The organism is Melissospora conviva, assembly GCF_049523535.1.
Classification (GTDB): Bacteria; Actinomycetota; Actinomycetes; order Mycobacteriales; family Micromonosporaceae; genus Melissospora; species Melissospora conviva.
The window spans coordinates 730,552-754,380 of sequence record NZ_JBLLDT010000002.1; the positions used below are offsets into that span (position 1 = coordinate 730,552).

Here is a 23,829-nt window from a genome sequence, read left to right on the forward strand (position 1 = left end):
TTCTCCACTTCAGACCCGTTTGTCCAGCCCGGTATCGGCCGGCAGCAGCAGATCGGCGACGAGTGGGAAGTGGTCACTGGCGCGGCGCACCCGGGGCGTGTCCGGCACCTCGTGGCGTACGACGGTTATCCGTCGATCGACGAAGATGGCGTCGATGCGGCGGCTGGGCGCCCGGCAGGAGAAGGTCGGGCACTCGTCGTCACCGGGGTCGGCCAGCCCGGCCGCGACGGTTCGCCAGGCGTCGCTGCCGGGGGTGTCGTTGAGATCCCCACCGAAGATCAGCGGATGACGGGCCGCCGCCAGGTGCTCCTTGAGCAGCCGGGCCTGGGCGGGTCGTTCGACCGGGTCGGTGGCCAGATGCGCGCCGGCCACCGAGAACCGGGCGCCGGGAACCTCGCAGTCGCTGAGGAAGGTGCCGCGCAGGTGACGCCCGGGGGTGAGCGGGTAGCGCGCGTACGCGGTGTGGTGCACCCGGACCCGCAGGGTGGTGAGCAGCAGGTTGCCCAGCCCGGGCAGGCCACCGGCGGCGACCACCATGCCGAAGGACCGGGCCAGCGCGGCGGACTTCTCCCGCCACCGGAAGCGGCGGGGACCCTCCTGCACGATCAGGACGTCCGGGGCGATTTCCCGCACGACCTGCGCCAGCGCCACCGTGTCGTCACGCTGAGTGTGGATGTTGTAGGAGGCCACCCGCAGTGGGACGTGGCCGTCGGCACCGGTCCCCCCGCTCATCGGGTTCCCTCCCCCTCGTAGGCGTGGAGCCGCCCTGACAACACCCGCAGGCGGGTGGCCGGCCAGTCTGCGTCAGAGCCGGCCGGCGCCGGCCGGGACGGCCCGGCGGGCGAGGTCCGCGGCGCCGATGACACCCGCGGTGTTGCCCAGCTCGGCCGGGCGGATCTCGGCCATCGGCAGCAGCCGCCGCTGGGCGAGATGGTCGGCGAAGGTCTCCCGGGCGGGCCCGAGCAGCAGCTCGCCGGCCTCGACGACGCCACCGCCGACGACCAGGACCTGCGGGTCCAGCAGCTGGGTCAGGTCGGCCAGCCCGATGCCGAGCCAGTGCCCGACCTGAGCGAAGGCGGCGGTGGAGATCTCGTCGCCGTGCCGGGCCGCGGCGGTCACCATCGGTCCGGCGATCGCGTCCGGATCGCCGCCGGCCAGGTCGAGCAGGATCTCGGCGCGCCGGGGCTCCTGCCGCGCGCCGGCCCGGGCGAGCCGGACCAGGGCGGTACCGCTGGCGTACTGCTCGATGCAGCCGAAACGGCCGCAGCCGCACTCGTGCCCGTTGGGGACCGCGAGCATGTGGCCCAGTTCGGCCGCGACGCCGTTGGCACCCCGGACCAGTTCACCGCCGAGGACGATGCCGCCACCCACGCCGGTGCCGATCGTGAACATGATCATGGAGTCGTCGGCGTCCCGGCCCGCGCCGTAGCGGAACTCCGCCCAGGCGGCGACATTTGCGTCGTTCTCCACCGTCACCGGCAGCCCCACCGCGTCGCGGACGTAGTCGCGCAGCGGCTCGTCGCGCCAGGCCAGGTTCGGCGCGAAGAGCACCCGGGAGCGGTGTGCGTCGATCCAGCCGGCGGCGCCGATACCCACGGCCGCCACCGGGTGCTCCTCGGCGAGTTCGCCGACGACCTCGATGATCACGTCGCGGGTCTTGCCGACGTCCTCCGCCGGGGTGTCCCGGCGGGTACGGGCGAGCACGGTGCCGTCGTCGTCCACGACACCGCCGGCCACCTTCGTGCCACCGACGTCGACTCCGATGGTCAGCGTCACCGCTGCTCCCCTCCGCTGTGCTGCCCGGGCGCCATCGCCGGCCGGGAGGCCGCCAGGGGTCGCCGCACCTGATCCACTCAGTCGTCGTCCGCCGAGCGGGCCACCGGGGCCTCGCTCGGTTCCCGGGACGCCGGCACCGCCGGCTGTGCCCCGCCGACCGCCGATGACGGCTCGCCGTCCACCGCGGATGCGGGTGACACAGCGTGGTCGGTCACGGGCTCGGTGCCCGGGGAGTTGCCTCCGACGGCCTCGGTCCGGCCGTGGCTCTCGGGAGACGACGGGCAATCATGCCCACTGCGGGTGGCCTGGCGCCACACGTCCCCGGGGGTGAGCCCGGTTACGTCCGCTGCCGGCTCGGTCGCGGCACCGGACCGGGCGCCGGATTCGGCGTCGGGTCCGGGGCCGGGGGCGGGTTCGGCGTCGCGGCCGGAGGCGGTGGAGTCCGGCTCGCCGGTATCGCGCCCCGGTCCGCCGGAGAAGGCTCTGAGCAGGCTCGCGACGCCTGCGGCCAGGTCACCGGCGCCGGTGGCGAGCCGCTCGGCGAACTCCGGGTTCGGGTCGCGCACTGCCGTTATCGCCCGGCAGACCGGGCAGACGCAGCACTCGGGGCTGCCGGTGGCGACAGGGGGTGGACCATCCGAATCCGCAGCTGCGGGGTTCGGAGTGTGATTCAGAACACTTGAGAAGGCTTCACCCAGCGGACCCAGGGATCCGCCGGATCGCGCCTCGGTCGCCGCCAGGCGCACCGCGCCCAGCACGGTGGCGACCAGCCGCTCCGCCTCCTCCCGGGCCGAACCCGGACCAACGCCCCCCATGCCGGCTCCTTTGCCGTGGCGAATCTGGTGCCTGGCCCGTCACTGCGGCGAGCCCATGTTCTCTACCCGCCGCTTGAGTGACTTCAACGCCGTGTCCATGATCATTTTCTCGGCCTTGCGGCGGAACATGCCCAACATGGCCACCGACAGCTCGACCTCCAGCGTGTACACCACCGTGGAGGTTCCGTCCCCGTTCGGGGTGATGTCATACGACCCGCGCTGCGATTTCTGGGTCCGCGAAGGGGCCGCCAGGTGCCACTGCACGCGCGAGAGGTCATCGGCGTACTCGTAGACCAGGACGTACTCGTCGGTCAGCACCCCGGCGTCGAGGACGAAGCGCACCTGACTGGCGTACCCGTCCTCGTACTCCTCGACCACCTCGGCCTCGCGCATCGCCTCGACCCACTCGGGATACCGGGCGAAGTCGCAGATGACCTCCGAGACCCGGGCCGGCTCGGCCGCGATGACGATCGACTGGGAGGAGATGTCCGCCATGGGGGGCAGGCTACCGCGTGATCGCCATCTCGCGGGCCGCCCCCGCCAAGGAAGCGGTCCGACCTGGTCCGCTACGGCCCCTGCCTGTGTCGTTGCCGTGGAGCTACAGGTAGGTTTCGACAAGCGCCGGGCCGTCAGCAGGACGGAACCGGCCCGGCCAGTACGAGCACGAGGGAGTGCAGGTGCGCGAGTTCTCGGTCCCCCCGATCGTCACCATCGGCGACGACGCCAATCTGACCGATCCGGTCTGGGAGAACGTCCAGATCGCCCCGGATCAGGTGCTGTTCGTCCGCCCTGACCTCGCGGGCGGTGACGACGCGCCCCTGATCGAGGTGACCTGCCGTCAGTTCCGGGACGAGGTCGTGGCGCTCGCCCAGGGCCTTGTCGCCGCCGGCGTGCAGCCCGGCATGCGCGTTGCGCTGATGAGCAAGACCCGCTACGAGTGGACCCTGTTCGACTACGCCATCTGGGCCGCCGGCGCGGTGACCGTCCCGATCTACGAGACCTCCAGCGCCGAGCAGGCCGCCTGGATCCTCTCCGACTCCGGCGCCTACGCCGTGGTGATCGAGAACGACGAGCACGCCAAGACCATCGAGGGCGTCCGTGGCGGGCTCGGCGAGCTCGCCCACGTCTGGCAGATCGACAAGGGTGCGGTCGGGCAGCTGACCGCCGAAGGCGCCGGGGTCGACCCGGCCGAGATCGACGTGCGCCGCAAGGGCGTCAAGGCCAACGACATGGCCACGATCATCTACACCAGCGGCACCACCGGCCGCCCCAAGGGCTGCATCCTGACCCACCGCAACATGCACTCCGACATCAGCAACGCCATCCCGGTGCTGCCGAACCTGTTCCGCGAGGGCGCCACCACGGTGCTCTTCCTGCCGCTCGCGCACGCGTTCGCCCGGCTGATCCAGATCGGCGTGGTGCAGACCCGCTCCACCACCCTGCACGTCGGCGACGTCAAGAAGCTCGTCCCCGAGCTGCAGCGGTTCCGGCCGACCTTCGTGCTCTCGGTTCCCCGGGTCTTCGAGAAGGTCTACAACACCGCCAAGCAGAAGGCCGCGGCCGACGGCAAGGGCGCGATCTTCGCCAAGGCCGAGCAGACCGCCATCGCCTACAGCGAGGCGCTGGACACCCCCGGCGGACCCGGCCTGGGGCTCAAGCTCAAGCACAAGCTCTTCGACAAGCTGGTCTACGGCAAGCTGCGCGCCGCGCTCGGCGGCCGCTGCAACGACGCCATCTCCGGCGGCGCCCCGCTCGGCGTCCGCCTCACGCACTTCTTCCGCGGCATCGGCGTGGCGATCGTGGAGGGCTACGGCCTCACCGAGACCGCGCCGGCCGCCGCCGCCAACGTCGTGGGCCACACCCGCATCGGCACCGTCGGCCGCCCGCTGCCCGGCGTGAGCATCCGCATCGCCGAGGACGACGAGATCCTGATCAAGGGTGACATCGTCTTCCCCGGTTACTGGAAGAACCCGGAGGCCACCGCCGAGGCGATCGACACCGACGGCTGGTTCCGCACCGGTGACCTGGGCAAGCTCGACGACGAGGGCTACCTGAGCATCACCGGCCGCAAGAAGGAGATCATCGTCACGGCCGGCGGCAAGAACGTCGCCCCCGCCGTGCTGGAGGACCGGGTCCGCTCGCACCCGCTGATCAGCCAGTGTCTCGTCGTCGGTGACCGGCAGCCCTTCATCGCCGCACTGATCACCATCGACGAAGAGGCGTGGCCCAAGTGGTGCGCCGACCACGACCTGCCCGCCACCACCGACGTCGCCGACGTCCGCGACGACGAGCGGCTGCGCGCCGAGGTCCAGAAGGCCATCGACGAGGCCAACGCGGCGGTCTCCAAGGCCGAGGCGATCAAGGTCTTCCGGATCCTGCCCGCCGACTTCACCGAGATCACCGGCGAGCTGACCCCCTCGATGAAGGTCAAGCGAGGTGTGGTGCACAAGAACTACGCCGACGAAATCGCCCACATCTACCAGGGCTGACTACCATCCCTCAGATGCCCCCCTCGACACTCCCGCGCCGCCCGCACCCGCTGGTACTCGCCGTCCGGTTGGTGATGCTCGCCCTCGTCGGCGCGCTGGTGCTGCTGGCGACGGGCCGGGTGGGGCAGCTGTGGTGGGTGGCGCTGCTCGCCGCCGCGGGCCTGCCCGCGATGCTGGCACTCGGGCACCCGCTGCTGCCACGCCTGAGCCGGGCAGCCGAGGTTGTCATCGTCGGACTCGCCGCCAGCCACCTGGGGTCGCTCGTCGACTCCAGCGGGCTGGCGGCCTCCGCCGTCCTGGTCTACCTGGCGGTTCCGGCAGCCGCCAGCACGCTGCAGCGGCGCTACAACGAAGGCCTGCTGCTGCTCGGCGGCGGGGTCGCCGTGGCACTGGTCGCCGCCGTGTTCACCGAGGCCGGCGGGGGCGGCCGGGAGATCGCCCACCTGGGCTACCTCGCCGCCTGCCTGCAGTGGGGCGTCCTGATCGCGCTCGGCATCTTCGTCACCGCCTCCGTGCAACAACGGACGTACGGCCGCGGCGAGGACCGCCCCCAGCCGTACGCCGAGGCGACCCGGCTGCTCACGCAGCTGCGCGGGGTGGCCCGGCAACTGCCCGGCGCCACCCTCGACCCCGGCGGCATCTCCGAACACCTGCTCGAGGAGCTGCGCACCGTGGCCCGCGCAGACCGGGCCGCGGTCCTCTCCGCCAGCGGCGGCGGGCGGCTGGTCGTGCTCGCCCAGACCGGTGTCGAACGGGTGGACTGGGAGACGACCCTGGACGCCGACTCCGCCATCGCCGACGCCTGGGCGAGCCAGCAACCCCAGACGGCTCCCCGCTCGCAGGCCCGCTCGCACCCCGGCGGCGAGGTCTCCGCGCTGGTGGTACCCCTGGTGGCGGGGGTCCGCACGGTCGGGCTGGTGACGCTCGAGGCCGACCAGGCCCACGCCTACCCGCCGCCCGTCGTCGCGCAGGTGACCGAGCTGACCAGCCCCGCCGCACTGCGGCTGGAGGCGGCGCTGCTCTTCGACGAGGTGCGGTCGCTGGCCACCAACGAGGAGCGGCAGCGGCTGGCCCGGGAGATCCACGACGGCGTCGCCCAGGAACTGGTGATGGTCGGGTACGGCATCGACAACGCCCTGGCCACCCTCCCCGAGGGCGCCGAACAGACCGCCGAGGAGTTGCAGACACTGCGCGGTGAGGTGACCCGGGTCATCACCGAGCTGCGGCTGAGCCTCTTCGAGCTGCGCAGCGAGGTCGACCGCCACGGGGGCCTCGCCGCCGCGATCGCCGAGTACGCCCGTACCGTCGGCGCCTCCGGTGGGCTGCGGGTGCACCTGTCGCTGGACGAGTCGACCGCCCGGCTGCCGGCCGCCACCGAGGCCGAGCTGCTGCGCATCGCCCAGGAGGCGGTCACCAACGCGCGCAAGCACGCCGGCGCCACGAACCTCTGGGTCACCTGCGCCATCGACCCGCCGTACGCCCAGATCGAAGTGTCGGATGATGGTCACGGCATCGCCGACCAGCGGCCGGACGGCCGGTACGGTCTTGCGATCATGGCCGAGAGGGCGGAACGTATCCGGGGCCGGTTGGAGATCAGACCACGTCGGCCGAGTGGGACGACGGTGGCCGTGGTGGTGGGCACCTCGCCCCGACGCGATACCGTGCGCGGTAGCGACACCGCAGGTAGAAGGGGAGATACCCGAGGATGACCAGTCCCAGCCCGGCCACGCGCACCAAGATCTTGCTCGTCGACGACCACGATCTGATCCGCAAGGGACTACGGCACGCTTTCGAGCGGGACCGCCAGTTCGAAGTCGTCGGTGAGGCCGCCACAGCGGCCGAGGGGGTCCGCCAGGCCGGCGCCCTTTCACCCGACGTCGTCATCATGGACCTGCGGCTGCCCGACGGCAGCGGTCTGGACGCGACCCGCGCGCTGCGCAAGTCCAGCGCCACGATGGGAATCGTGGTGCTGACCATGTACGCCGGCGACGACCAGCTCTTCGGAGCGCTGGAGGCCGGCGCGAGCGCCTTCGTTCCCAAGACCGCCCCCGCCGACGAGGTGGTGGCCGCTGCCCGGCACGCCGCCTCCTCCCCCAGCGCCTTCACCGCCGCCGACCTGGCCGAGGCGATGAAGCGGCGGCTGACCCCTTCGGGCCCGCAGCTCTCGCCGCGCGAAGGGCAGGTGCTGCGGCTGCTGGCCGACGGCATGAGCGTGGCCGGGATCGCCAAGCAGCTCTTCGTCAGCGAGTCGACGGCCAAGACCCACATCTCCAAGCTCTACGAGAAGCTCGGCGCCGCCAACCGCGCCCAGGCGCTGATGACCGCGCTGCGGCTCGGCCTGCTCGAGGCCCCGGACGCGCCGAAGTTCTGACCACCGCCACCCGGCACCGGCCTTCTCCTGCACCGAATGCCCGCCCTCTGCGCTGAGGCGGGCATTCGGCGTCTCCGGGCACGACCCCCGTGGGCGACAGCACGCGCAGGCCACGGGCGGGCAGAGGCCACCCGGGCGGCGATCAATGTCGATCTACCTCTGTTCACCCGGACGGCGGGCGGGCAGAATACCCCAGGGGCGCATCAATGGTGGGCCACTCGCAAAACACCGCGAAGGGGTGGCAACATGCAGCGACCGGACTGGGCACCGGAGAGCATCGACATCGAACGACCCAGTGTCGCCCGGATGTACGACTACTACCTCGGCGGCTCCCACAACTTCGCCGTCGACCGCGCCGCCGCCCAGGCGATGATCGCCGCCGTGCCCACCGCCTCCCTGATGGCACAGGCCAACCGCGCGTTCCTGCGGCGAGCGGTGCAGTACCTCGCGGCGCAGGGCGTACGGCAGTTCCTGGACATCGGTTCGGGGATCCCCACCGTCGGCAACGTCCACGAGATCGCCCAGCAGCTCGCGCCCGAGTCACGGGTCGTCTACGTCGACATCGACCCGGTCGCGGTGGCGCACAGCCGGGAGATCCTCGCCGACGACGACCGGACCACGGTGATCCAGCAGGACCTGCGCAACATCGAGGAGATCCTGCACCACCCCGAGGTGGAGAAGCTGCTCGACTTCAGCCGGCCGATCGCCGTCATCGTCGTCGCGGTGCTGCACTTCATCCCGGACTCCGACGAGCCGGCCGCCATCATCGACCGCCTGCGCCGGACGCTGGCACCCGGTAGTCATCTGGTCCTCTCCCAGGCCAGCGACGACGGACGCACCGAGGCGGAGCGGGCCGAGGCGGAAGCGGTCTACCGCAAGACCGACAACCCGCTCTTCATTCGCAGCCACGCCCAGCTCACCGACCTCTTCGCCGGCTTCGAACTGGTCGACCCGGGGGTGGTCTGGGTGCCGCTGTGGCGGCCGGAGGCACTGGACAACACCGAGGACGCCGAGCAATCGGTCTTCATCGGCGGCGTGGGCCGGCTCGGTGACTGACGAACAGCCCTCCCCCGCCCGCTTCGCCCGGCTCTGGGCCAAAGCGGTCACCGGCACCAGTTTCCTGGCGATGAACCAGGAGCAGCTCGAGGCCCTCCTGGCGCGCTTCACCGACCGGCTCGGCGAGACGCTGCGTGCCGAGCACCTCGATCTGCGCGTCGGCCACCAGGTCGGCGCCGGACTGGTCGCCGCGCATCTGACCTCCGCCGAAGGACTGGGCCGTACCGTCGAGGTGCTGCAGCGTCACCTGCTCACCCACCTGGGGCTGGACGGGGAGGCCGTGCACGAACGCATGTCGCGGCTGCTCGCCGCGGTGGCGACCGGCTACGCCCGGGCGCTGCGCAACCGGACCCTCGACGAGCAGGAGTCGATCCGCCGGGCCGCGATGGTCGCCCGCATCCAGGCCGAGCAGGCGCTGCGCGAGAGCGAGGCGCGCTTCCGCTACCAGGCCACCCACGATTCGCTGACGGACCTGCCGAACCGCTCGCTCTTCACCGAACGGCTGGCGAGCGCCATGAACCGGCCCGGGCGGCACGGCAGACGGCTGGGCGTCATCTTCCTCGACCTGGACCGGTTCAAGGTCGTCAACGACACTCTCGGACACCAGCTCGGCGACCAGCTGCTCATCCAGGTCGCGGCGCGACTGCGGGAGGCTGCCGGGGAGCACCTGGTGGCGCGGCTCGGCGGCGACGAGTTCGTGATCCTGGTGGAGGCCACCAGCGGGGTCGACGAGGTGGTGCGCGTCGCCGAAGCGGCGCTGGCGGCGGTACGGCGACCGATCAACGTCGAGGAGCACGAGATCACGGTGACCGCCAGCGGCGGGATCGTCGAGCGGCCCACCTCGGCCACCACGCCCGGCGATCTGATGCGCGCCGCCGACATCACCCTGCACTGGGCCAAGAGCGCCGGCCGGGCCCGCTCGATGATCTTCGACCCGGAACGCAACAAGCGCGAGCTGGCCCGGTACGCCCTCTCGGCGGCGATGCCGGCCGCGCTGGAGCGGGGCGAGTTCTATCTCGACTACCAGCCGCTGGCCTCGCTCGGCGACGGGTCGGTGCTCGGCGTCGAGGCCCTGGTCCGCTGGCGCCACCCCGACCTCGGGGTGCTGCGCCCGGACAGCTTCATCGGCCTGGCCGAGGAGACCGGACTGATCGTCCGGCTGGGCGAGTGGGTGATGGCCGAGGCCTGCCGGGAGGCGGGGAACTGGTCCGGCCCGGACGGCCGCTCACCCTTCATCAGCGTCAACCTCGCCGTCCGGCAGGTCCACGCCGCCGGGCTCGTGGACCAGGTGCGGGCCCTGCTGGAACGGACCGGCCTGCCGCCCCAGCGGCTGCAGCTGGAGATCACCGAGAGCACCATGATGAGCAGCGCGGCCGAGCCGGTCCACGCGCTGCGCGTCCTCGCCGACCTGGGCGTACGAATCGCCATCGACGACTTCGGCACCGGCTACTCCAACCTGGCGTACCTGCGGCATCTGCCGGTCAACGAGCTGAAGCTGGCCGGGTCGTTCGTCACCGGCCTGGGCAACGGCGGCAGCGGTACCGACGAGCGGATCCTGGCCTCGCTGGTCTCGCTGGCGCACGCCCTGGACCTGACGGTGACCGCCGAGGGGGTGGAGACAGCACTGCAGGCGGAGCGGCTACGCGCCATCGGCTGCGACGCCGGTCAGGGCTGGCACTTCGGCCGGCCCGCCCCGCCGCAGCGCATCGTCGAACGGTTGCGCTGCCCGTCCTGACACCACCCGGCTGTGTTCCACCGGCGCCGGCGCCGTGAGCTCCGCCGGCCTCACTCGGCGAGCAGCGCCGCCATCCGGTCGGCCTGCAGCTCCCAGCGCCACTCCCGCTCCACCCAGGCACGCCCGGCCGCACCGAACTGATGTGCCAGGTCGCGATCGTCGAGCAGACCGACGACCCGGTCGGTGAGCTGGGCGAGGTCCCGGCCGGAGACGACATGTCCGGTCTCCCCCTCGCGCACCGCATCCGGCGCGCCGCCGGAGTCCCCGGCGATCACCGGCAGCCCGATCGCGGACGCCTCCAGGTAGACGATGCCGAGCCCTTCGACGTCAAGACCTCGGTTTCGGGTACGGCAGGGCATCGCGTAGACGTCGCCGGCGGCGTAGTGGGCGGGCAGTTCCTCCGCCGGCACCGAACCAGTGAAGACCACGTCGCGCTCCACCCCGGCCTGCCGGGCGAGCTTCTGCAGCGTGGCCCGGTACGGTCCGCCGCCGACCAGCAGCAGCACGGCGCCGGGGACCCGGCGCCGGATCTCCGGCAGCGCCCGGATCAGCATGTCCTGGCCCTTGCGGGGCACCAGCCGCGACACGCAGACCACCACCGGCCGGTCCGCCAGCCCGAGCCGGGCGCGGATGTGCTGTCCGTCCACCCCCGGGTGGTACTGGTCGACGTCCACACCGGGTGCCAGCCGGCGCAGCTGGGTGGCACCGTGCAGCGCCCGGTCGAGCCGGACCCGGGTGTACTCCCCGAGGTAGGTGGTGACGTCGACGCCGTGGCCAATGCGGCGCAGCAGGCCCCGGGCGCCCGGCAACGCCGCCCACCCCACCTCGTGCCCGTGCGTCTGGGCGACCACCCGGCGGATCCCCGCTCGCCGGCGCAGTCCCTGGGCGAGCAGTCCCAGCGGTGCGGCGGCGCCGAACCAGACGGTGTCGCAGCCGTGTTCCGCAGCGAGCCGGGCGGCGCGGCGGGCGATCAGCGGTGTCGGCAGCAGCACCTTGGTCCGCTCGCGGATCACCGGGAAGGGCTGCGCGGCGTCGAACTCGGCCGCGCCGCGCCAACTGGAGGCGTAGACGACCACCGACCCGGGTGGCTGGCGCAGGGCGAGGTTGTGCACGAACGACTGGATTCCGCCGGGACGGGGCGGGAAGTCGTTGGTGATCAGCAGGGTGCGGCTCATCGGTCAGTCATCCTCGCGTACGCGCGGGCCGCCGCCATCCGTTCGACGGTGCTGGGGTGGGTGGCGGCGTAGAGGTGTTCCCAGCGGGGCGGGTCGGGGTCGGCCATGTTGACCGCGGAGAGGCGGCGCTGCATCGCCTCGAAGGTCTGCGGGTCGCCGGTGAGCGCGAGGGCGTGCGCGTCGGCGCGGGCCTCGAGCCGGCGGGAGACGAGGGCCTGAGCGGGGGTGGCGACCAGGCCGGTGACGCTCACCAGTGCCAGCAGCAGCGGCAACGCCCGCGGCTCGGCGATCGAGTCGACCCCGGCCAGCCGCAGCAGGCCCGTGGCCGAGCCGAGCAGGTAGACCGCCACGACCGCCCCGGCGGCGCCGAGCGCGCCGGTGATCGTCCCGGTCAGCACGTCGCGGTCCTTGGCGTGGCCGAGCTCGTGGGCGACCACCGCGGCCACCTCGGCGGGGGTCGCCTCGCGCAGCAGGGTGTCGTAGACGACGACGCGCCGGGTCGGGCCGAAGCCGGAGACGTAGGCGTTGACCGCCCGGGTGCGCCGGGAGGCGTCGGCGACCAGCACGTCGCGCACCGGCACGCCGTCGCGGGCGGCCAGGGCCATCAGTTCGGTACGCAGCGGCGAGTCGGGCATCGGGGTGAACTTGTTGAATACGGGTTCGACCAGCACCGGCAGGATGAACGACAGCAGCACCACCAGTGCCGCCGCGCCGAGCGCGCCGAAGGCCCACCACCACTGCGGGGCGAGCCGGGTGACGGTGTAGAAGCCCAGCAGCGCCGACGCGCCGATGACCGCGCTGACGGCGTAGGACTTCAGCAGGTCGCCGGCCCAGCCGCTCCAACCGGAGGTCGCCAGGCCGTAGCGGCTGACCACGGCATGCCGCCAGGCGGCGAACGGCAGGGTCAGCAGGTCGGCGACGAAGACCACCAGCAGACCGCCGAGCACGGCCTGGGCGATCCAGTGGCCGCCGAAGGGCCGGCCGGCCAGGGCCACCAGCCCGGATCCGAGCGGGGTCAACCCGAGCAGCAGGGCGACGACCAGACCGGCGACGAGTCCGGCGTAGCCGGGGGGCCGCAACGCGGCGCGAAACGCCCGGCCGCGGGCGACGGCGGCGGGTGGCAGGTCGGCGAGGGCGGCGAGCTGGTCGGCGCGCGACGCCGGCGGTCGGCGCCACGGAATCATCAGGAACAGCACCAGCAGCGACACCACTGCGATGGCGAGCAGGGCGATCACCGCCCAGCCTCGCGGGGTCATCGCGCCACCGTGCCGATTCCGGCCATCGCGCCGCTCCTCCCCGCACCGATCAAGGGCTCATCCTATTGCCCGCAGCCGGGCCGGGACAGCACGGGCGCAGCCGGCTCCCGGCCGGAGTCAGGAGCGCGCCAGCCGCCGCAGCAGCGCGTCTGCCCCCATCGGGTACGCGCCGTGCCGCCGCACGCTGTCGGCGACCTCCCGGTCGGAGGAGACCACCACCAGCGGCCGGCCGCCGGGTTCGGCGCGGACCAGCCGCCGGATCACCTCGTCGGCGATCTCGCCCTTGCGGGAGAAGAGCACCCGTACGCCGCGCGGGGTCGGCGGCAGGCCGTGCACGCGCTCCGCGCCGTCGAAGACGACCGTCACCTCGTCACCGGTCTGTGCGGCGATCCCGCCGAGACCGGTGATCAGCCGCTTGCGCTGCTGCTCCAGCGACATCTCGCCGAAGCCGCGTTTGGTGACGTTGTAGCCGTCGACGATGAGGTGCACCCGGGGCAGGGCCAGCAGCTCGTCGAGGCGGAACGGGTCGTCGGTGTCCCGGGCGCGGGCAGCGGCCACCGCGGTCGGCTGTGCGGCGTCCGCCCCGGCGACGAAGTCGGCCGGGCGCACATCGGTGGGTTCCAGCGCCAGCTCCCGGCGCAGCCCCACCGCCGCCTGGCTGATCGTCTCCAGCAGCAGCCAGAGCCGGGCGTCGTCCACCGAGCGCGCTTCCTTGGCGCTCTGCCGGGCAGCGCCCATCGCGTCCTCCGCCTCGGCCAGCCGGGCCCGCAGCCGGCGCAGCTCCGCGTCGTGGTCGGCCGCGGCCCGGGTCGCCCGTCCCCGTTCGGTGGCGAGCAGCTCGCTGCTGCGCTGCTGCCCGGCGGTTGCCTCCCGGACGGACTGCTTCAGGCGGCGGACCTCCTCGCGGAGCTTGCCGTTCTCGTCACGGACGCGACTCATCTCGTCGCGCAGTTTCTCCACCTCGGCCCGCGCCAGCGACCGGTCGTGCTCGGCCCGGGCGGCCCGCTGCTCCGACTCCCGGACCAGCTCGGCGATCATGGCGCTGTCGGCTTCCGCCCGCACCGCCGCGCCGCTGGCCTCGACCAGCTCTCGCCAGCCTGCCGGGCGGGCGAGGTAGGCCAGGGCGGCGACCTCCACGGGATCGGCGGCGGCCGGCGCGGTCCCGGTCGTCACCGCGGCGCCGAGTTCGGCGGCGTCGGCCGTCACCCGGCCGCTGATGCGCTGGCGGAAGAGCGGGTCACCGGCGAGCTGGCTGGCGATCGCCGGGCCGCCGAGGCGGGCCCGCCGGTTCGGCGCGAACTTCGCCACCCGGCGCAGCGGCGACGGGAGCTGGTCGTGCGGCAGGGTGGAGATCGCCGCAGCGGTCAGCGTGATGATCCGCTGACGGACCGGCTCCGGCAGCACCGGCTCCGAATCGTCGGAGCCGGGATCCGTCTCGACATCAGGCTCCGAATCGTCGGAGCCGGGATCCGCCTCGACATCAGGCTCCGGCTTGTCGGAGCCGGGACCGGCCTCGACATCAGGCTCCGGCGGCGCCGGCGCCTGCCGGACATCCTCCGCCGGCGCCCCGGCACTCGCCTTCTCGTACGGCTGATCGTCGGATGGCTCGGTGTGGGGCATGTGGCAAGTCTCCCACCGGGCCCGGGCAGCTCGCCGGGCGAGTGAGGCGATCTCTCATGCTAGGCCGGTGCCGACGGATGTGACCGCAGATGCCGCTGTGTCGGAGGGGGTCGCTAACGTCCGCCGCGTGTCAGTGACCGACCGCCCCGCTCCCCCCGCGCCGCGCGCCGAAACCGCCGGCGCCCCCGGCTTCGTGCAGGATGCGCTGCTCGGCGCGGACGGCTCGGTCGACGGCGGCGACCCCCACGAACTCCCCCTGCACCGGACCACCTTCGTGGTGGTGGACCTGGAGACCACCGGCGGCTCCCCCGATGGCGGCGGGATCACCGAGATCGGCGCGGTGAAGGTCCGCGGCGGCGTGGAGCTCGGCTCGCTGGGCACCCTGGTCAACCCCGGGCAGCCGATCCCGCCCTTCATCACCGTGTTGACCGGCATCACCCAGGCGATGATCGCCCCGGCGCCGCCGATCGAGACGGTGCTGCCGACCTTCCTGGAGTTCCTCTCCGACGCGGTGCTGGTGGCCCACAACGCGCCGTACGACGTGGGTTTCCTCAAGGCGGCGTGCGCGAAGCACGGTTACCGCTGGCCCAACCCCCGGGTGCTCGACACGGTGGCGCTGGCCCGGCGGGTACTGACCCGTGACGAGGTTCCCAACCGCAAGCTGGGCACGCTGGCGGCGTACTTCCGCACCACGACCCAGCCCAACCACCGGGCGCTGGACGACGCCCGGGCCACCGTCGAGGTGCTGCACGCGCTGATCGGGCGCCTCGGCGGCCACGACGTGCACACCCTCGGCGGCGCCATCGAGTTCGCCCGGGCGGTGACCCCGACGCAGCGGCGCAAGCGGCACCTCGCCGACGGGCTGCCGAAGGGGCCCGGGGTGTACATCTTCCGCGCCGCCGACGACCGGCCGCTCTACGTGGGGACCTCCACCGACATCGCCACCCGGGTACGCAGCTACTTCACCGCCTCGGAGAAGCGCGCCCGGATGTCGGAGATGCTCGCCGCCGCCGAGCGGGTCGACGCGGTGGAGTGCGCCCACGGCCTGGAGGCCGAGGTACGCGAGCTGCGGCTGATCGCCGGGCACGCCCCGCCGTACAACCGGCGCAGCAAGTACCCGGAGCGCGCGCTCTGGCTGAAGCTGACCGCCGAGCCCTATCCCCGGTTGTCGATCGTGCGGGCGATCGGTCCGGACGACGTCGCCTATCTGGGGCCGTTCGGCTCCCGCCGCAGCGCCGAACTCGCCGCGGCCGGCTTCCACGAGGCGGTGCCGCTGCGCCAGTGCACGCACCGGCTCTCGGTGCGCACCACCATCGCGGCCTGTGCCCTGGCGGAGCTCGGGCGCTGCCCGGCGCCGTGTGAGCACCGCGTCGACGTCGAGGCGTACGACCGGCAGGCCGCCGCGCCGTTCCGGGCCGCCACGGTAGGCAACCCGCAGATGGTGGTCGAGGCGCTGCTGGCCCGGATCGAGACCCTCTCGGCGGGTCTGCGCTACGAGGAGGCGGCGGTGACCCGCAGCCGGCTGGCGGCGCTGCTGCGGGCGACCATCCGGATGCAGCGGCTGACCGCGTTGAGCCGGGTCGCCGAGATCGCCGCCGCCCGCCCGGCCCGCGACGGCGGCTGGGAGCTGGCGCTGGTGCGGCACGGCCGCCTCGCCGGCGCCGGCGTCTCCCCGCCGGGGCGGCATCCGCGGGCGACGCTGGAGGTGATCCGCGCCACCGCCGAGACGGTGCTCTCGGGCGGGCACGGGCCGGTTCCGCACGCGACGGCCGAGGAATCCGAGCGGATCCTGTCCTGGCTGGAGCGCCCGGAGACCCGGCTGGTGCAGATCTCCGAGGGGTGGGCTTCGCCGGCCGACGGCGCGGAAAGGTACCGTGACCTGCTGACCAAGGCCGATTCTGCCGGGTCGGCGGGGCGCGATGAGGCGGGACGGGGTTGAGCTGCGGTGCGGATGACCGGTGGACGCGACGCCGAAAGGTGCGCGAATATGGGCCGAAAGTCCTATGAGTAAGTGTCTGATCGGACTACCGGACCTCACTTAGGCTGTTAGAGAAGTGCAGTCCTGCCCGGTTCGTGGGCCTGCTTCCGGTTATCGCCACATTGGCGCAAGGCGCGGAAGTCGGGTGAGGAGGTGTCCCGAGTGAACCTCGAAGCCAGTCACGGCGTGACACTCGGCCATGCCCTGCCCCGCCCCGGTGATCTGCCCCTGACCCGGCGCCTGCGCGCCCTGCTCACCTGGTCCGGCTCCGAGTCCGACCCGGTCGCCCAGCTGGTACGCACGCACCGCGCGATCCACCCCGGCGCCGACGCCGCCGCGCTGCAGCGGGCGTACACCATCGCCGAGAACATGCACCGCGGGCAGTTCCGCAAGAGCGGCGAGCCGTACATCACCCATCCGCTGGCGGTCGCGCAGATCTGCGCCGAGCTGGGGATGGACTCGGTGACGCTGATGGCGGCCCTGCTGCACGACACGGTCGAGGACACCCGCTACACGCTGCAGGGCCTCGACGACGACTTCGGCCCGGAGGTCACCCACCTCGTCGACGGCGTGACGAAGTTCGACAAGCAGTTCTACGGCAAGGACGCCGAGGCCGAGACGATCCGGAAGATGATCGTGGCGGCCGGCAAGGACGTCCGGGTGCTCATCATCAAACTCGCCGACCGCCTCCACAACATGCGCACGCTCGGGGTGCGCTCCCCCGCCTCCCGCCGCCGTATCGCCGGCGCCACCCAGGAGGTGCTCGTACCGCTCTGCGACCGGCTCGGCATCCAGGTGCTCAAACGCGCCCTCGACGACGTCGTCCTGGAGCACCTCGAGCCGGAGGCCTACGAGCGCATCGACCGCTACGTCCGCGAGCGCGCCGGCTGGGACGAGTACGTCGACGAGGTACGCCGCCTGGCCGACCGGGCACTGCGCCGCGACCGGCTGGACGCCACCGTCCAGTCCCGCCCCCGGCACTACTACTCGATCTGGAAGGACACCGTCGCCGACGGCGCGAGCGTGCCGGTCGACCTGCCCCGGCTGCTGGTCATCGTCGACGGGCCGGAGACCGACTGTTACGCCGCCCTGGGCACCGTGCACGCCCTGTGGCGTCCGGTGCCCGGCCGGTTCAAGGACTTCATCGCCTCCCCGAAGAACAACCTCTACCGCTCGCTGCACACCACCGTCACCGGTCCGCACGGGCGCACCGTCGAGGTGCTGATCCGCACCGCCACGATGCACCGGTGGGCCGAGTTCGGCGTCGCCGCCGACTTCCGTTTCCCCGCCGGCAAGGGCCACTCCACCATCCGTGCCGAGCAGCTCGACTGGCTGCGCCGGGTGCTCGACTGGCAGCAGGAGGCGGTCGACCCCGGGCAGTTCCTCCACTCGCTGCGCTGCGACCTGGCCGAGGCGCAGGTGCAGGTGTTCGTCGACGGCCGGCCGGTGGTGCTGCCGGCGGGAGCGACCCCGGTGGACGTCGCCTACGAGCTGGGCCCGGCCTACGGCGACCGCTGCGTCGCCGCGAAGGTCAACGGCCGGCTGGTGCCGCTCTCCTCCCCGCTCGACGAGGGCGACGTGGTGGAGATCTTCACCGGCGCCGACCGGGCTGGCGGCGCCGACCCCGCCGCCGCGACGACCGGCCCCCGGCGCGAGTGGCTGGACTTCGTCAAGTCGCCGCAGGCCCGGATGCAGATCAACCGCTGGTTCACCGAGCACAGCGAGCCCGGCATCTCCATCAGTGACAAGGTACGGCTGGGGCGGGCCACGATCGGCCTGACGCTGCGCAAGTACGGCCGCGGCCTGGCCCACGACCATCCCCTGCTGCGGCTGTCGCAGGAGCTCGGCTACCCGGACCTGGACACCATGCTGGTGGCGGTGGTCGACCGGCAGATCGAACCGGACGACGTGGTGCGCCGGCTCATCGAGTTGGTGGACAACGGTCCGTAGGCCGATACCGGCCCTCGATGGCCAGGGACCGTATCGACCCCTTAGCCTGTTTCAGTGATCAATCGCCGTGTTCGTGCCCTCGGCTACCGCACCTTCTACCGGTTGCCGGTGCCGCTACGGCGGCGCCTGGTCCGCCTCGCTGTGCCGAAGTACACCGTCGGCGCCGTCACCCTGGTCACCGATTCCGAGGCCCCCGCGCCCGGTCGCCTGCTCCTGCTCCGTCAGCCGCCCGGTTACAGCTGGACGCTGCCGGCGGGGCTGCTGCGCCGGGCCGAGGACCCGATCGTCGGCGCGGCGCGTGAGCTGGCCGAGGAGTCCGGCGTACGGCTCGACCCGCAGCAGCTGAGCCCGGCCGTGCCGAACGCCGTGGTGCACCGGGCCGGCTGGGTCGACGTCGTCTTCACCGCGCAGGTGCCGGCCTCGACCACGGAGCTGATCGTCGACGGCGCCGAGGTCTTCGAGGCGGCCTGGCACCCTCTCGACGACCTTCCCCGGTTGAGCCGGGCCACGGCGAACCTGCTCGGCTACTACGGCATCGGCCCCGGCGCCGACGGCGCCACCCCGGCCCCGTGACCGCCGGGGCGCCGGACGGGGTCTGCGCGGTGATCCTCGCCGCGGGCGAGGGCACCCGGCTGCGCCCACTGACCGGCCAGGTCCCGAAGGCGCTCTGCCCGGTCGGCAACGTCCCGCTGCTGGACCGGGCGCTGCAACGGCTGGCCGGGCTTGGGCTGGCCGGCCCCGGCCGGGTCGCCGTCAACGCCTGCTACCTCGGCGATCAGGTGGCCGCGCACGTCGGCGCCCGCGCCACGGTCTCGGTCGAGTCGACGCTGCTCGGTACGGCCGGCGCTCTGGGCCTGCTGCGGGACTGGATCGCCGGCCGCGGCGTGCTGGTCGGCAACGCCGACGCCTACCTCGCCGACAGGTTGGCACCCGGGCCGGACATCGCCGCGTTGCTGGACGGCTGGGACGGGCGCACCGTGCGCCTGCTGGGGCAGCCGGCCCCGGATCCGCGGGAGCCCGGCACCTTCAGCGGACACCGGTTCACCGGTTTCTCGCTGCTGCCCTGGCAGCGGGTCCGCCAGTTGCCGGCCGAGCCCGCCGACCTGGTACGCACGGTCTGGCGTCCCGCGGAGGCGGCCGGCGAGTGTGAGGTGGTGCCCTATCCCGGCACCTTCTTCGACACCGGCACGCCGGCCGACTACCTGTCGGCGAACCTGCACGCCGCCGGCGGGACGAACCTGATCGCCGAGGATGCCGTGGTGACCGGCCGGGCGCAACGGTCGGTTATCGGCGCGGGGGCGATCGTGCGGGGCACGGTCATCGACTCGGTCGTCTGGCCGGGCGCCCGGGTGGAGGCCGCCGAGCGGCTGAGCGGGACGATCCGGGCCGGCGAGACGCTGACGGTGGTGGCTGCGCACCGCCGTGACTTTGCCGGGGCCTAGCATTGGCGGCGACGACGTCGACGCAAAGGAGCTCGCCAGTGATCACCGCGATCGTGCTGATCGACTGTGCCACCGACTCGATCCCCGAGGTCGCCGAGGCGCTGGCCGACCTGCCCGGGGTCAGCGAGGTCTACTCGGTCGCCGGGCACCGCGACCTGATCGCGATGGTGCGGGTGCGGGAGTTCGAGCAGATCGCTCAGGTGATCGCCGGCGGCATCTCGAAGGTCCCCGGCGTCATCGACACCGAGTCGCACATCGCCTTCCGGGCGTACTCCCAGCACGACCTGGAGCAGGCGTTCTCGATCGGGCTCCCCGGCGCCGAGTGAACGCCGGCGGCCGTGGGCGAACAGCGGTGACCTCGGCTCCACCGACACGATGACGCCGCCCCGCAGCTGGTGCGGGGCGGCGTCGCCGTTCGGTGCGGCCTTGTGTCAGCCGCCCGGGGTGGTCGTCATCTCGTCGTCCGGCGTCGTGGTCGCCTCACCGCCCGGCGTGGTGGTCATTCCGCCACCGGGGGTGCTGCTCGTCCCGCCGCCCGGCGTGGCGCTGCTGCCGGCCTGCGGAACCGCGACACCCATGCTCTGGGCGAGGTTCACCAGGGCGTCGTAGTGCGCCTGCAGCGTCGGCAGGGCGTCCTGCGCCAGCTGCGTCACCTCCCGGTCGCTACCGAGCGAGATCTCGGTCTGCACCATCTGGATCGCCTGGACATGACCCTCCAGCTCAGCGGTCACCCACTGCCGGTCGAACTCCGCGCCGCTGACCTGGTTGAGCTGGTCGGCCATGGCCTGCTGGTCCGGCGTCGGCTGGTCCGGCAGCGTCACCTGGACCTTTGACGCGGTGCTGGTGACCTTTTCGTCCAGCTGCTTGTGGTCCATCGCCAGCTGCTTGCCCAGCTCCTTGACCTGCTGGTTCTCACCCTTGTTCGCCGCCATGTCGCCCATGACCACTTCCGCCAGGTCGACCTGGTGGATCGACTGCAGGAACTTCTGGTCCTGGGTGGTGGCCGGCGCGCTGGACTCGGTCCAGACCTGCCCGGCGGCGTGGCTCGCGGTGGCGGGCACCAGCCCGATCACGGCCAGGGCTACGACCAGCCCGATTCGTCTCACTCCCAACATTCTTCCTCCCCCATGAAGTCGAACCGCGCGCTTACCCGGCCGGACCCGGCTTAACGCGGGCATCTCCGTGATTCCAGCATCGGCCCCGTGTCCACGGCGCTGATGCTGGAAGTTGTTGTCGTCGTGATGGGCACAGCGTTGCTGTCGTGCGCACAACATCGCCGTAGTGGCAGGTTTCCTGCCCATGGCTTCGTTTTCTGCCCCCGCCTTCCCGGGGGTGAGGCGAGGTCCGGAAATGGGGCACGGGGGCGGATCGGGACAGCAGCAGAAACGCCCGTGGCGCCCACCACGAGGGTGGGCGCCACGGGCGCTGCGCGGGTGAAGGTCAGCGGTTGTCGCTGCTGATCTCCGAACGCTCGGGGCGCTCCTCGACCGGGGGGTGCCCCGGCGAGACCGGCGCCTCGACCGGCTTCTCGATCGGGTAGAAGAATCCCTTGATGGCCGGGCCCAGCGCGCCGAGCCGGTTCATCTTCTTCGGCACGACCCAGCCGGTGTACTCCAGCTCACCGTGACCGCTGCTCAGCGGCTGGTGCACCTCCTCGAAACGGCCGTCCGGCAGGCGCCGGATGATGCCGGTCTCCACGCCGTGGGCCAGCACCTCCCGGTCGTGCTGCTGCAGACCCAGGCAGATCCGGTAGGTGAGGTAGTACGCCAGCGGCGGTGCGAGCAGGATGCCGATCCGGCCGGCCCAGGTCATCGCGTTGAGGCTGATGAAGAACTTCTCGGCGATGACGTCGTTCGCGCCGGTCAGGGTCAGCACCATGAAGAAAGTGACGGCCATGGCGCCGAGCGCGGTACGGACCGGGGTGTCCCGGGGACGCTGCAGCAGGTTGTGGCTGCGGTAGTCCTTGGTCTGGCGGGCCTCCAGCCACGGGTAGGCCAGCGAGAGACCGACCAGGATTCCCGGCAGCACCACGGTGGGCCAGAAGAGCGGCGGGATGACGTAGCCGTCCCCGATCGGGATGACGATCTCCCAGGCGGGCATCAACCGGGTCGAGCCGTCCAGGAACATCACGTACCAGTCCGGCTGGCTGGCCGCGGAGACCACCCATGCCTCGTACGGGCCGAAGAGCCAGACCGGGTTGATCTGCATCAGGCCGCCCATCAGCGCGATCACGCCGAAGACCAGCATGAAGAAGCCGCCCTGCTTGAGCGCGTAGCGCGGGAACATCCGCTCGCCGACCACGTTGTCGTTGGTCCGGCCGGGGCCGGGCCACTGGGTGTGCTTCTGCTTGAAGACCAGCCCGAGGTGGGCGCTGATCAGCGCGACGAGCAGACCCGGGACGAGCAGCACGTGGGCGATGAACATCCGGCTGATGATGATGTCGCCGGGGAACTCTCCACCGAAGATGGAGGAGGTCACCCAGGAACCGACCACCGGGATGGAGAGCATGATCGCCGAGGCGATCCGCAGACCGGTGCCGGAGAGGCCGTCGTCCGGCAGCGAGTAGCCGGTGAAGCCGGCCAGGAAGCCGACCCAGAAGAGCAGCGAGCCGATGACCCAGTTGACCTCGCGGGGCTTGCGGAACGCGCCGGTGAAGAAGACCCGCAGCATGTGCACGACGATCGACGCCATGAACAGCAGCGCTGCCCAGTGGTGCATCTGCCGCATGATCAGTCCACCGCGGACGTCGAACGAGATCTCCAGAGTGGAGGCGTACGCGGCGGTCATGTGGGTGCCCCGCAACGGCGCGTAGCTGCCGTTGTAGATCACCTCGGTCAGGGCCGGCTCGAAGAAGAAGGTCAGGAAGACACCGGTCAGCAGCAGCACGATGAACGAGAAGAGCGCGATCTCGCCCAGCAGGAATGACCAGTGGTCGGGGAAGACCTTGTTGAGCAGCCGGCGCAGCGGGGTGGAGACCTGGAACCGATCGTCCACGGCGTTCGCGGCCTTTGCCGGAACCGCCCTTACGTCAACCTTTCGCCGCTTCACGGCCGCTCCCAGAAGTCAGGTCCGACGGCCTCGGTGTAGTCGGACTTCGCCACGAAGAAGCCCTCGGCGTCCAGCTCGATCGGCAGCTGCGGCAGCCGGCGACTGGCGGGACCGAAGACCGGCTTGGCGTTATCGGTGATCAGGAACTGCGACTGGTGGCACGGGCAGAGCAGCAGGTTGGTCTGCTGCTCGTAGAGGCTGGCCGGGCAGCCGGCGTGCGTGCAGATCTTCGAGTACGCGATGTAGTTGCCCCACATGTACCCGCGGTTGTGCTCGTTGCGCTCGTTGTTCGCCCGGGCCTTCTCCGCGTCGGACTCACGCAGATGGATCAGCAGGGTGGGCGAATCGGCGTGCTTGTTGCTCACACCGTGGGGAATGCCGGGGAAGACGGTGATCTGTCCACCGGTGCTGATGTCATCGGGACGCACCGGAGTGCCGTCCTCGCGGACCAGCCGGACCGGCTTGCCGTCGACGGGCTGGAAACCGGTGGTCATCATCTGGTTGTTCTTGTGCGGGTTGTTGATGAGCCCACCCACCAGCGGCGCGGCGGCGACCGCGCCGACGGGGAGCAGACCGGCCAGCACGGAGGCACCCAGCAGGGGACGGCGCTTCACGCCCAGTTCGTCGGCCATGTAGAGCATGGTGTTGCCGACGATCTTGCGCGACTCCGGAGTGGAGGTGTCGTGCCGCGCCTGGATCGAGATCTCCTTGGGCAGCAGCTTCTTGGCCCAGGTCAGGATGCCGAAGCCGATGCCGAGCAGCGCGATGCCCAGGGTGAGGCCGAGCAGCGGGGTGTAGAGCTTGTCCGGCCCGGCGGTGAGCTTGTACTCCCACGGCCACCAGATGTAGATCGCCAGGAAGGCGGTCGCCGCGGCACCGGTGAGCAGGAACAGGAACGAGACGAACCGGGTGACCCGGCGCTCGGCCTTGGTCCCGGCCACCGGGAACTGCGGCTCGTAGTGGACGATTTCGATGTCGTCCAGGCGGGCGCCCTCCCGGACGATGTCGAACCGGGTCAGGCTCGGGTCGTCCAGGTCGATCGGGCTGCCGCCGGCCTTGTCGGCCGGGGTGTCCGCGTGCGTGCTCATGCCGTCACCTCGCTAGCGGCGGCGCCGAGA

The 23,829-nt window shown here is 72.0% G+C and carries 20 protein-coding genes; 10 read left to right on the forward strand and 10 right to left on the reverse strand.

From position 1 onward, the window contains the following. Window positions 1-9: 9 nt before the first annotated feature. The 4 genes from ACK8GG_RS08365 to ACK8GG_RS08380 form a co-directional block, all read right to left on the reverse strand. Window positions 10-732 carry an endonuclease/exonuclease/phosphatase family protein gene (locus tag ACK8GG_RS08365; RefSeq protein ID WP_440355973.1) on the reverse strand — a complete coding sequence of 241 codons (723 nt, stop codon included), beginning with the start codon at window positions 730-732 and terminating at the stop codon, window positions 10-12. 72 nt (window positions 733-804) lie between these two features. Then, window positions 805-1,776 carry an ROK family glucokinase gene (locus ACK8GG_RS08370; RefSeq protein ID WP_440354802.1) on the reverse strand — a complete coding sequence of 324 codons (972 nt, stop codon included), beginning with the start codon at window positions 1,774-1,776 and terminating at the stop codon, window positions 805-807. Window positions 1,777-1,853: 77 nt separating this feature from the next. After that, complete coding sequence (locus ACK8GG_RS08375) at window positions 1,854-2,591, reverse strand: hypothetical protein (protein WP_440354803.1); 738 nt, start codon at window positions 2,589-2,591, stop codon at window positions 1,854-1,856. Between the two features lie 39 nt (window positions 2,592-2,630). Then, window positions 2,631-3,086, reverse strand: a complete 456-nt coding sequence (locus ACK8GG_RS08380; RefSeq protein WP_440354804.1) for an SRPBCC family protein — start codon at window positions 3,084-3,086, stop codon at window positions 2,631-2,633. 182 nt (window positions 3,087-3,268) lie between these two features. Here ACK8GG_RS08380 and ACK8GG_RS08385 point away from each other — a divergent pair, with 182 nt between their 5' ends. The 5 genes from ACK8GG_RS08385 (at window position 3,269) to ACK8GG_RS08405 (ending at window position 10,242) form a co-directional block, all read left to right on the forward strand. Then, window positions 3,269-5,080, forward strand: coding sequence for an AMP-dependent synthetase/ligase (locus ACK8GG_RS08385; protein WP_440354805.1), 1,812 nt, complete (start codon window positions 3,269-3,271; stop codon window positions 5,078-5,080). Between the two features lie 14 nt (window positions 5,081-5,094). Further along, on the forward strand, window positions 5,095-6,789 hold the full coding sequence (locus ACK8GG_RS08390; protein ID WP_440354806.1) for a GAF domain-containing sensor histidine kinase: 1,695 nt from the start codon (window positions 5,095-5,097) through the stop codon (window positions 6,787-6,789). Further along, on the forward strand, window positions 6,786-7,451 hold the full coding sequence (locus ACK8GG_RS08395) for a response regulator (protein ID WP_440350447.1): 666 nt from the start codon (window positions 6,786-6,788) through the stop codon (window positions 7,449-7,451). Before ACK8GG_RS08390 ends, ACK8GG_RS08395 begins: the two co-directional genes overlap by 4 nt. Before the next feature lie 246 nt (window positions 7,452-7,697). After that, the gene (locus ACK8GG_RS08400) at window positions 7,698-8,507 is read left to right on the forward strand and encodes an SAM-dependent methyltransferase (protein ID WP_440354807.1); all 810 of its coding nucleotides are present in this window, start codon (window positions 7,698-7,700) and stop codon (window positions 8,505-8,507) included. Between the two features lie 70 nt (window positions 8,508-8,577). After that, window positions 8,578-10,242: a putative bifunctional diguanylate cyclase/phosphodiesterase gene (locus ACK8GG_RS08405; RefSeq protein ID WP_440355001.1), complete on the forward strand. Its 1,665-nt coding sequence runs from the start codon at window positions 8,578-8,580 to the stop codon at window positions 10,240-10,242. Window positions 10,243-10,292: 50 nt separating this feature from the next. Here ACK8GG_RS08405 and ACK8GG_RS08410 read toward each other — a convergent pair whose 3' ends face one another. From ACK8GG_RS08410 to ACK8GG_RS08420, 3 genes are all read right to left on the reverse strand, one after another. Continuing rightward, window positions 10,293-11,417, reverse strand: a complete 1,125-nt coding sequence (locus tag ACK8GG_RS08410; protein ID WP_440354808.1) for a glycosyltransferase family 4 protein — start codon at window positions 11,415-11,417, stop codon at window positions 10,293-10,295. Then, window positions 11,414-12,673 carry a M48 family metallopeptidase gene (locus tag ACK8GG_RS08415; RefSeq protein WP_440354809.1) on the reverse strand — a complete coding sequence of 420 codons (1,260 nt, stop codon included), beginning with the start codon at window positions 12,671-12,673 and terminating at the stop codon, window positions 11,414-11,416. The genes ACK8GG_RS08410 and ACK8GG_RS08415 overlap by 4 nt, the downstream gene beginning before the upstream one ends. A gap of 117 nt (window positions 12,674-12,790) precedes the next feature. After that, window positions 12,791-14,293, reverse strand: coding sequence for an NYN domain-containing protein (locus ACK8GG_RS08420; protein ID WP_440350452.1), 1,503 nt, complete (start codon window positions 14,291-14,293; stop codon window positions 12,791-12,793). A 133-nt stretch (window positions 14,294-14,426) separates the two neighbouring features. On the opposite strand from ACK8GG_RS08420, the gene ACK8GG_RS08425 reads away from it, so the two are divergent. From ACK8GG_RS08425 to ACK8GG_RS08445, 5 genes are all read left to right on the forward strand, one after another. After that, complete coding sequence (locus tag ACK8GG_RS08425; protein ID WP_440356088.1) at window positions 14,427-16,232, forward strand: DEDD exonuclease domain-containing protein; 1,806 nt, start codon at window positions 14,427-14,429, stop codon at window positions 16,230-16,232. Window positions 16,233-16,424: 192 nt separating this feature from the next. Continuing rightward, a complete protein-coding gene (locus tag ACK8GG_RS08430) occupies window positions 16,425-18,221 on the forward strand; it encodes a RelA/SpoT family protein (protein ID WP_440354811.1) in 1,797 nt (598 codons plus the stop codon). 54 nt (window positions 18,222-18,275) lie between these two features. Beyond that, window positions 18,276-18,794 (forward strand): NUDIX hydrolase, encoded by a 519-nt coding sequence (locus ACK8GG_RS08435; protein WP_440350454.1) that lies wholly within the window; start codon window positions 18,276-18,278, stop codon window positions 18,792-18,794. Then, on the forward strand, window positions 18,791-19,663 hold the full coding sequence (locus ACK8GG_RS08440) for a nucleotidyltransferase family protein (protein ID WP_440355974.1): 873 nt from the start codon (window positions 18,791-18,793) through the stop codon (window positions 19,661-19,663). Before ACK8GG_RS08435 ends, ACK8GG_RS08440 begins: the two co-directional genes overlap by 4 nt. Before the next feature lie 38 nt (window positions 19,664-19,701). Beyond that, window positions 19,702-19,989, forward strand: a complete 288-nt coding sequence (locus tag ACK8GG_RS08445) for an Lrp/AsnC family transcriptional regulator (RefSeq protein ID WP_440350455.1) — start codon at window positions 19,702-19,704, stop codon at window positions 19,987-19,989. Window positions 19,990-20,094: 105 nt separating this feature from the next. Here ACK8GG_RS08445 and ACK8GG_RS08450 read toward each other — a convergent pair whose 3' ends face one another. The 3 genes from ACK8GG_RS08450 to qcrA form a co-directional block, all read right to left on the reverse strand. Next, window positions 20,095-20,778 carry a DUF4142 domain-containing protein gene (locus tag ACK8GG_RS08450; RefSeq protein ID WP_440355975.1) on the reverse strand — a complete coding sequence of 228 codons (684 nt, stop codon included), beginning with the start codon at window positions 20,776-20,778 and terminating at the stop codon, window positions 20,095-20,097. Between the two features lie 325 nt (window positions 20,779-21,103). Next, complete coding sequence (qcrB, locus tag ACK8GG_RS08455) at window positions 21,104-22,711, reverse strand: cytochrome bc1 complex cytochrome b subunit (protein ID WP_440354814.1); 1,608 nt, start codon at window positions 22,709-22,711, stop codon at window positions 21,104-21,106. Then, a complete protein-coding gene (qcrA, locus tag ACK8GG_RS08460) occupies window positions 22,708-23,799 on the reverse strand; it encodes a cytochrome bc1 complex Rieske iron-sulfur subunit (protein WP_440354815.1) in 1,092 nt (363 codons plus the stop codon). The genes qcrB and qcrA overlap by 4 nt, the downstream gene beginning before the upstream one ends. Window positions 23,800-23,829 lie beyond the last annotated feature (30 nt).

Excerpts from the sequence above, each read along its gene's own strand:
- ACK8GG_RS08400 (WP_440354807.1), top strand. The coding sequence starts at position 7,698 with ATGCAGCGACCGGACTGGGCACCGGAGAGCATCGACATCGAACGACCC.
- qcrA (WP_440354815.1), bottom strand. The coding sequence starts at position 23,799 with ATGAGCACGCACGCGGACACCCCGGCCGACAAGGCCGGCGGCAGCCCG.
- ACK8GG_RS08420 (WP_440350452.1), bottom strand. The coding sequence starts at position 14,293 with ATGCCCCACACCGAGCCATCCGACGATCAGCCGTACGAGAAGGCGAGT.
- ACK8GG_RS08395 (WP_440350447.1), top strand. The coding sequence starts at position 6,786 with ATGACCAGTCCCAGCCCGGCCACGCGCACCAAGATCTTGCTCGTCGAC.
- ACK8GG_RS08365 (WP_440355973.1), bottom strand. The coding sequence starts at position 732 with ATGAGCGGGGGGACCGGTGCCGACGGCCACGTCCCACTGCGGGTGGCC.
- ACK8GG_RS08415 (WP_440354809.1), bottom strand. The coding sequence starts at position 12,673 with ATGACCCCGCGAGGCTGGGCGGTGATCGCCCTGCTCGCCATCGCAGTG.
- ACK8GG_RS08405 (WP_440355001.1), top strand. The coding sequence starts at position 8,578 with ATGAACCAGGAGCAGCTCGAGGCCCTCCTGGCGCGCTTCACCGACCGG.
- ACK8GG_RS08450 (WP_440355975.1), bottom strand. The coding sequence starts at position 20,778 with ATGTTGGGAGTGAGACGAATCGGGCTGGTCGTAGCCCTGGCCGTGATC.
- ACK8GG_RS08410 (WP_440354808.1), bottom strand. The coding sequence starts at position 11,417 with ATGAGCCGCACCCTGCTGATCACCAACGACTTCCCGCCCCGTCCCGGC.
- ACK8GG_RS08375 (WP_440354803.1), bottom strand. The coding sequence starts at position 2,591 with ATGGGGGGCGTTGGTCCGGGTTCGGCCCGGGAGGAGGCGGAGCGGCTG.
- ACK8GG_RS08390 (WP_440354806.1), top strand. The coding sequence starts at position 5,095 with ATGCCCCCCTCGACACTCCCGCGCCGCCCGCACCCGCTGGTACTCGCC.
- ACK8GG_RS08380 (WP_440354804.1), bottom strand. The coding sequence starts at position 3,086 with ATGGCGGACATCTCCTCCCAGTCGATCGTCATCGCGGCCGAGCCGGCC.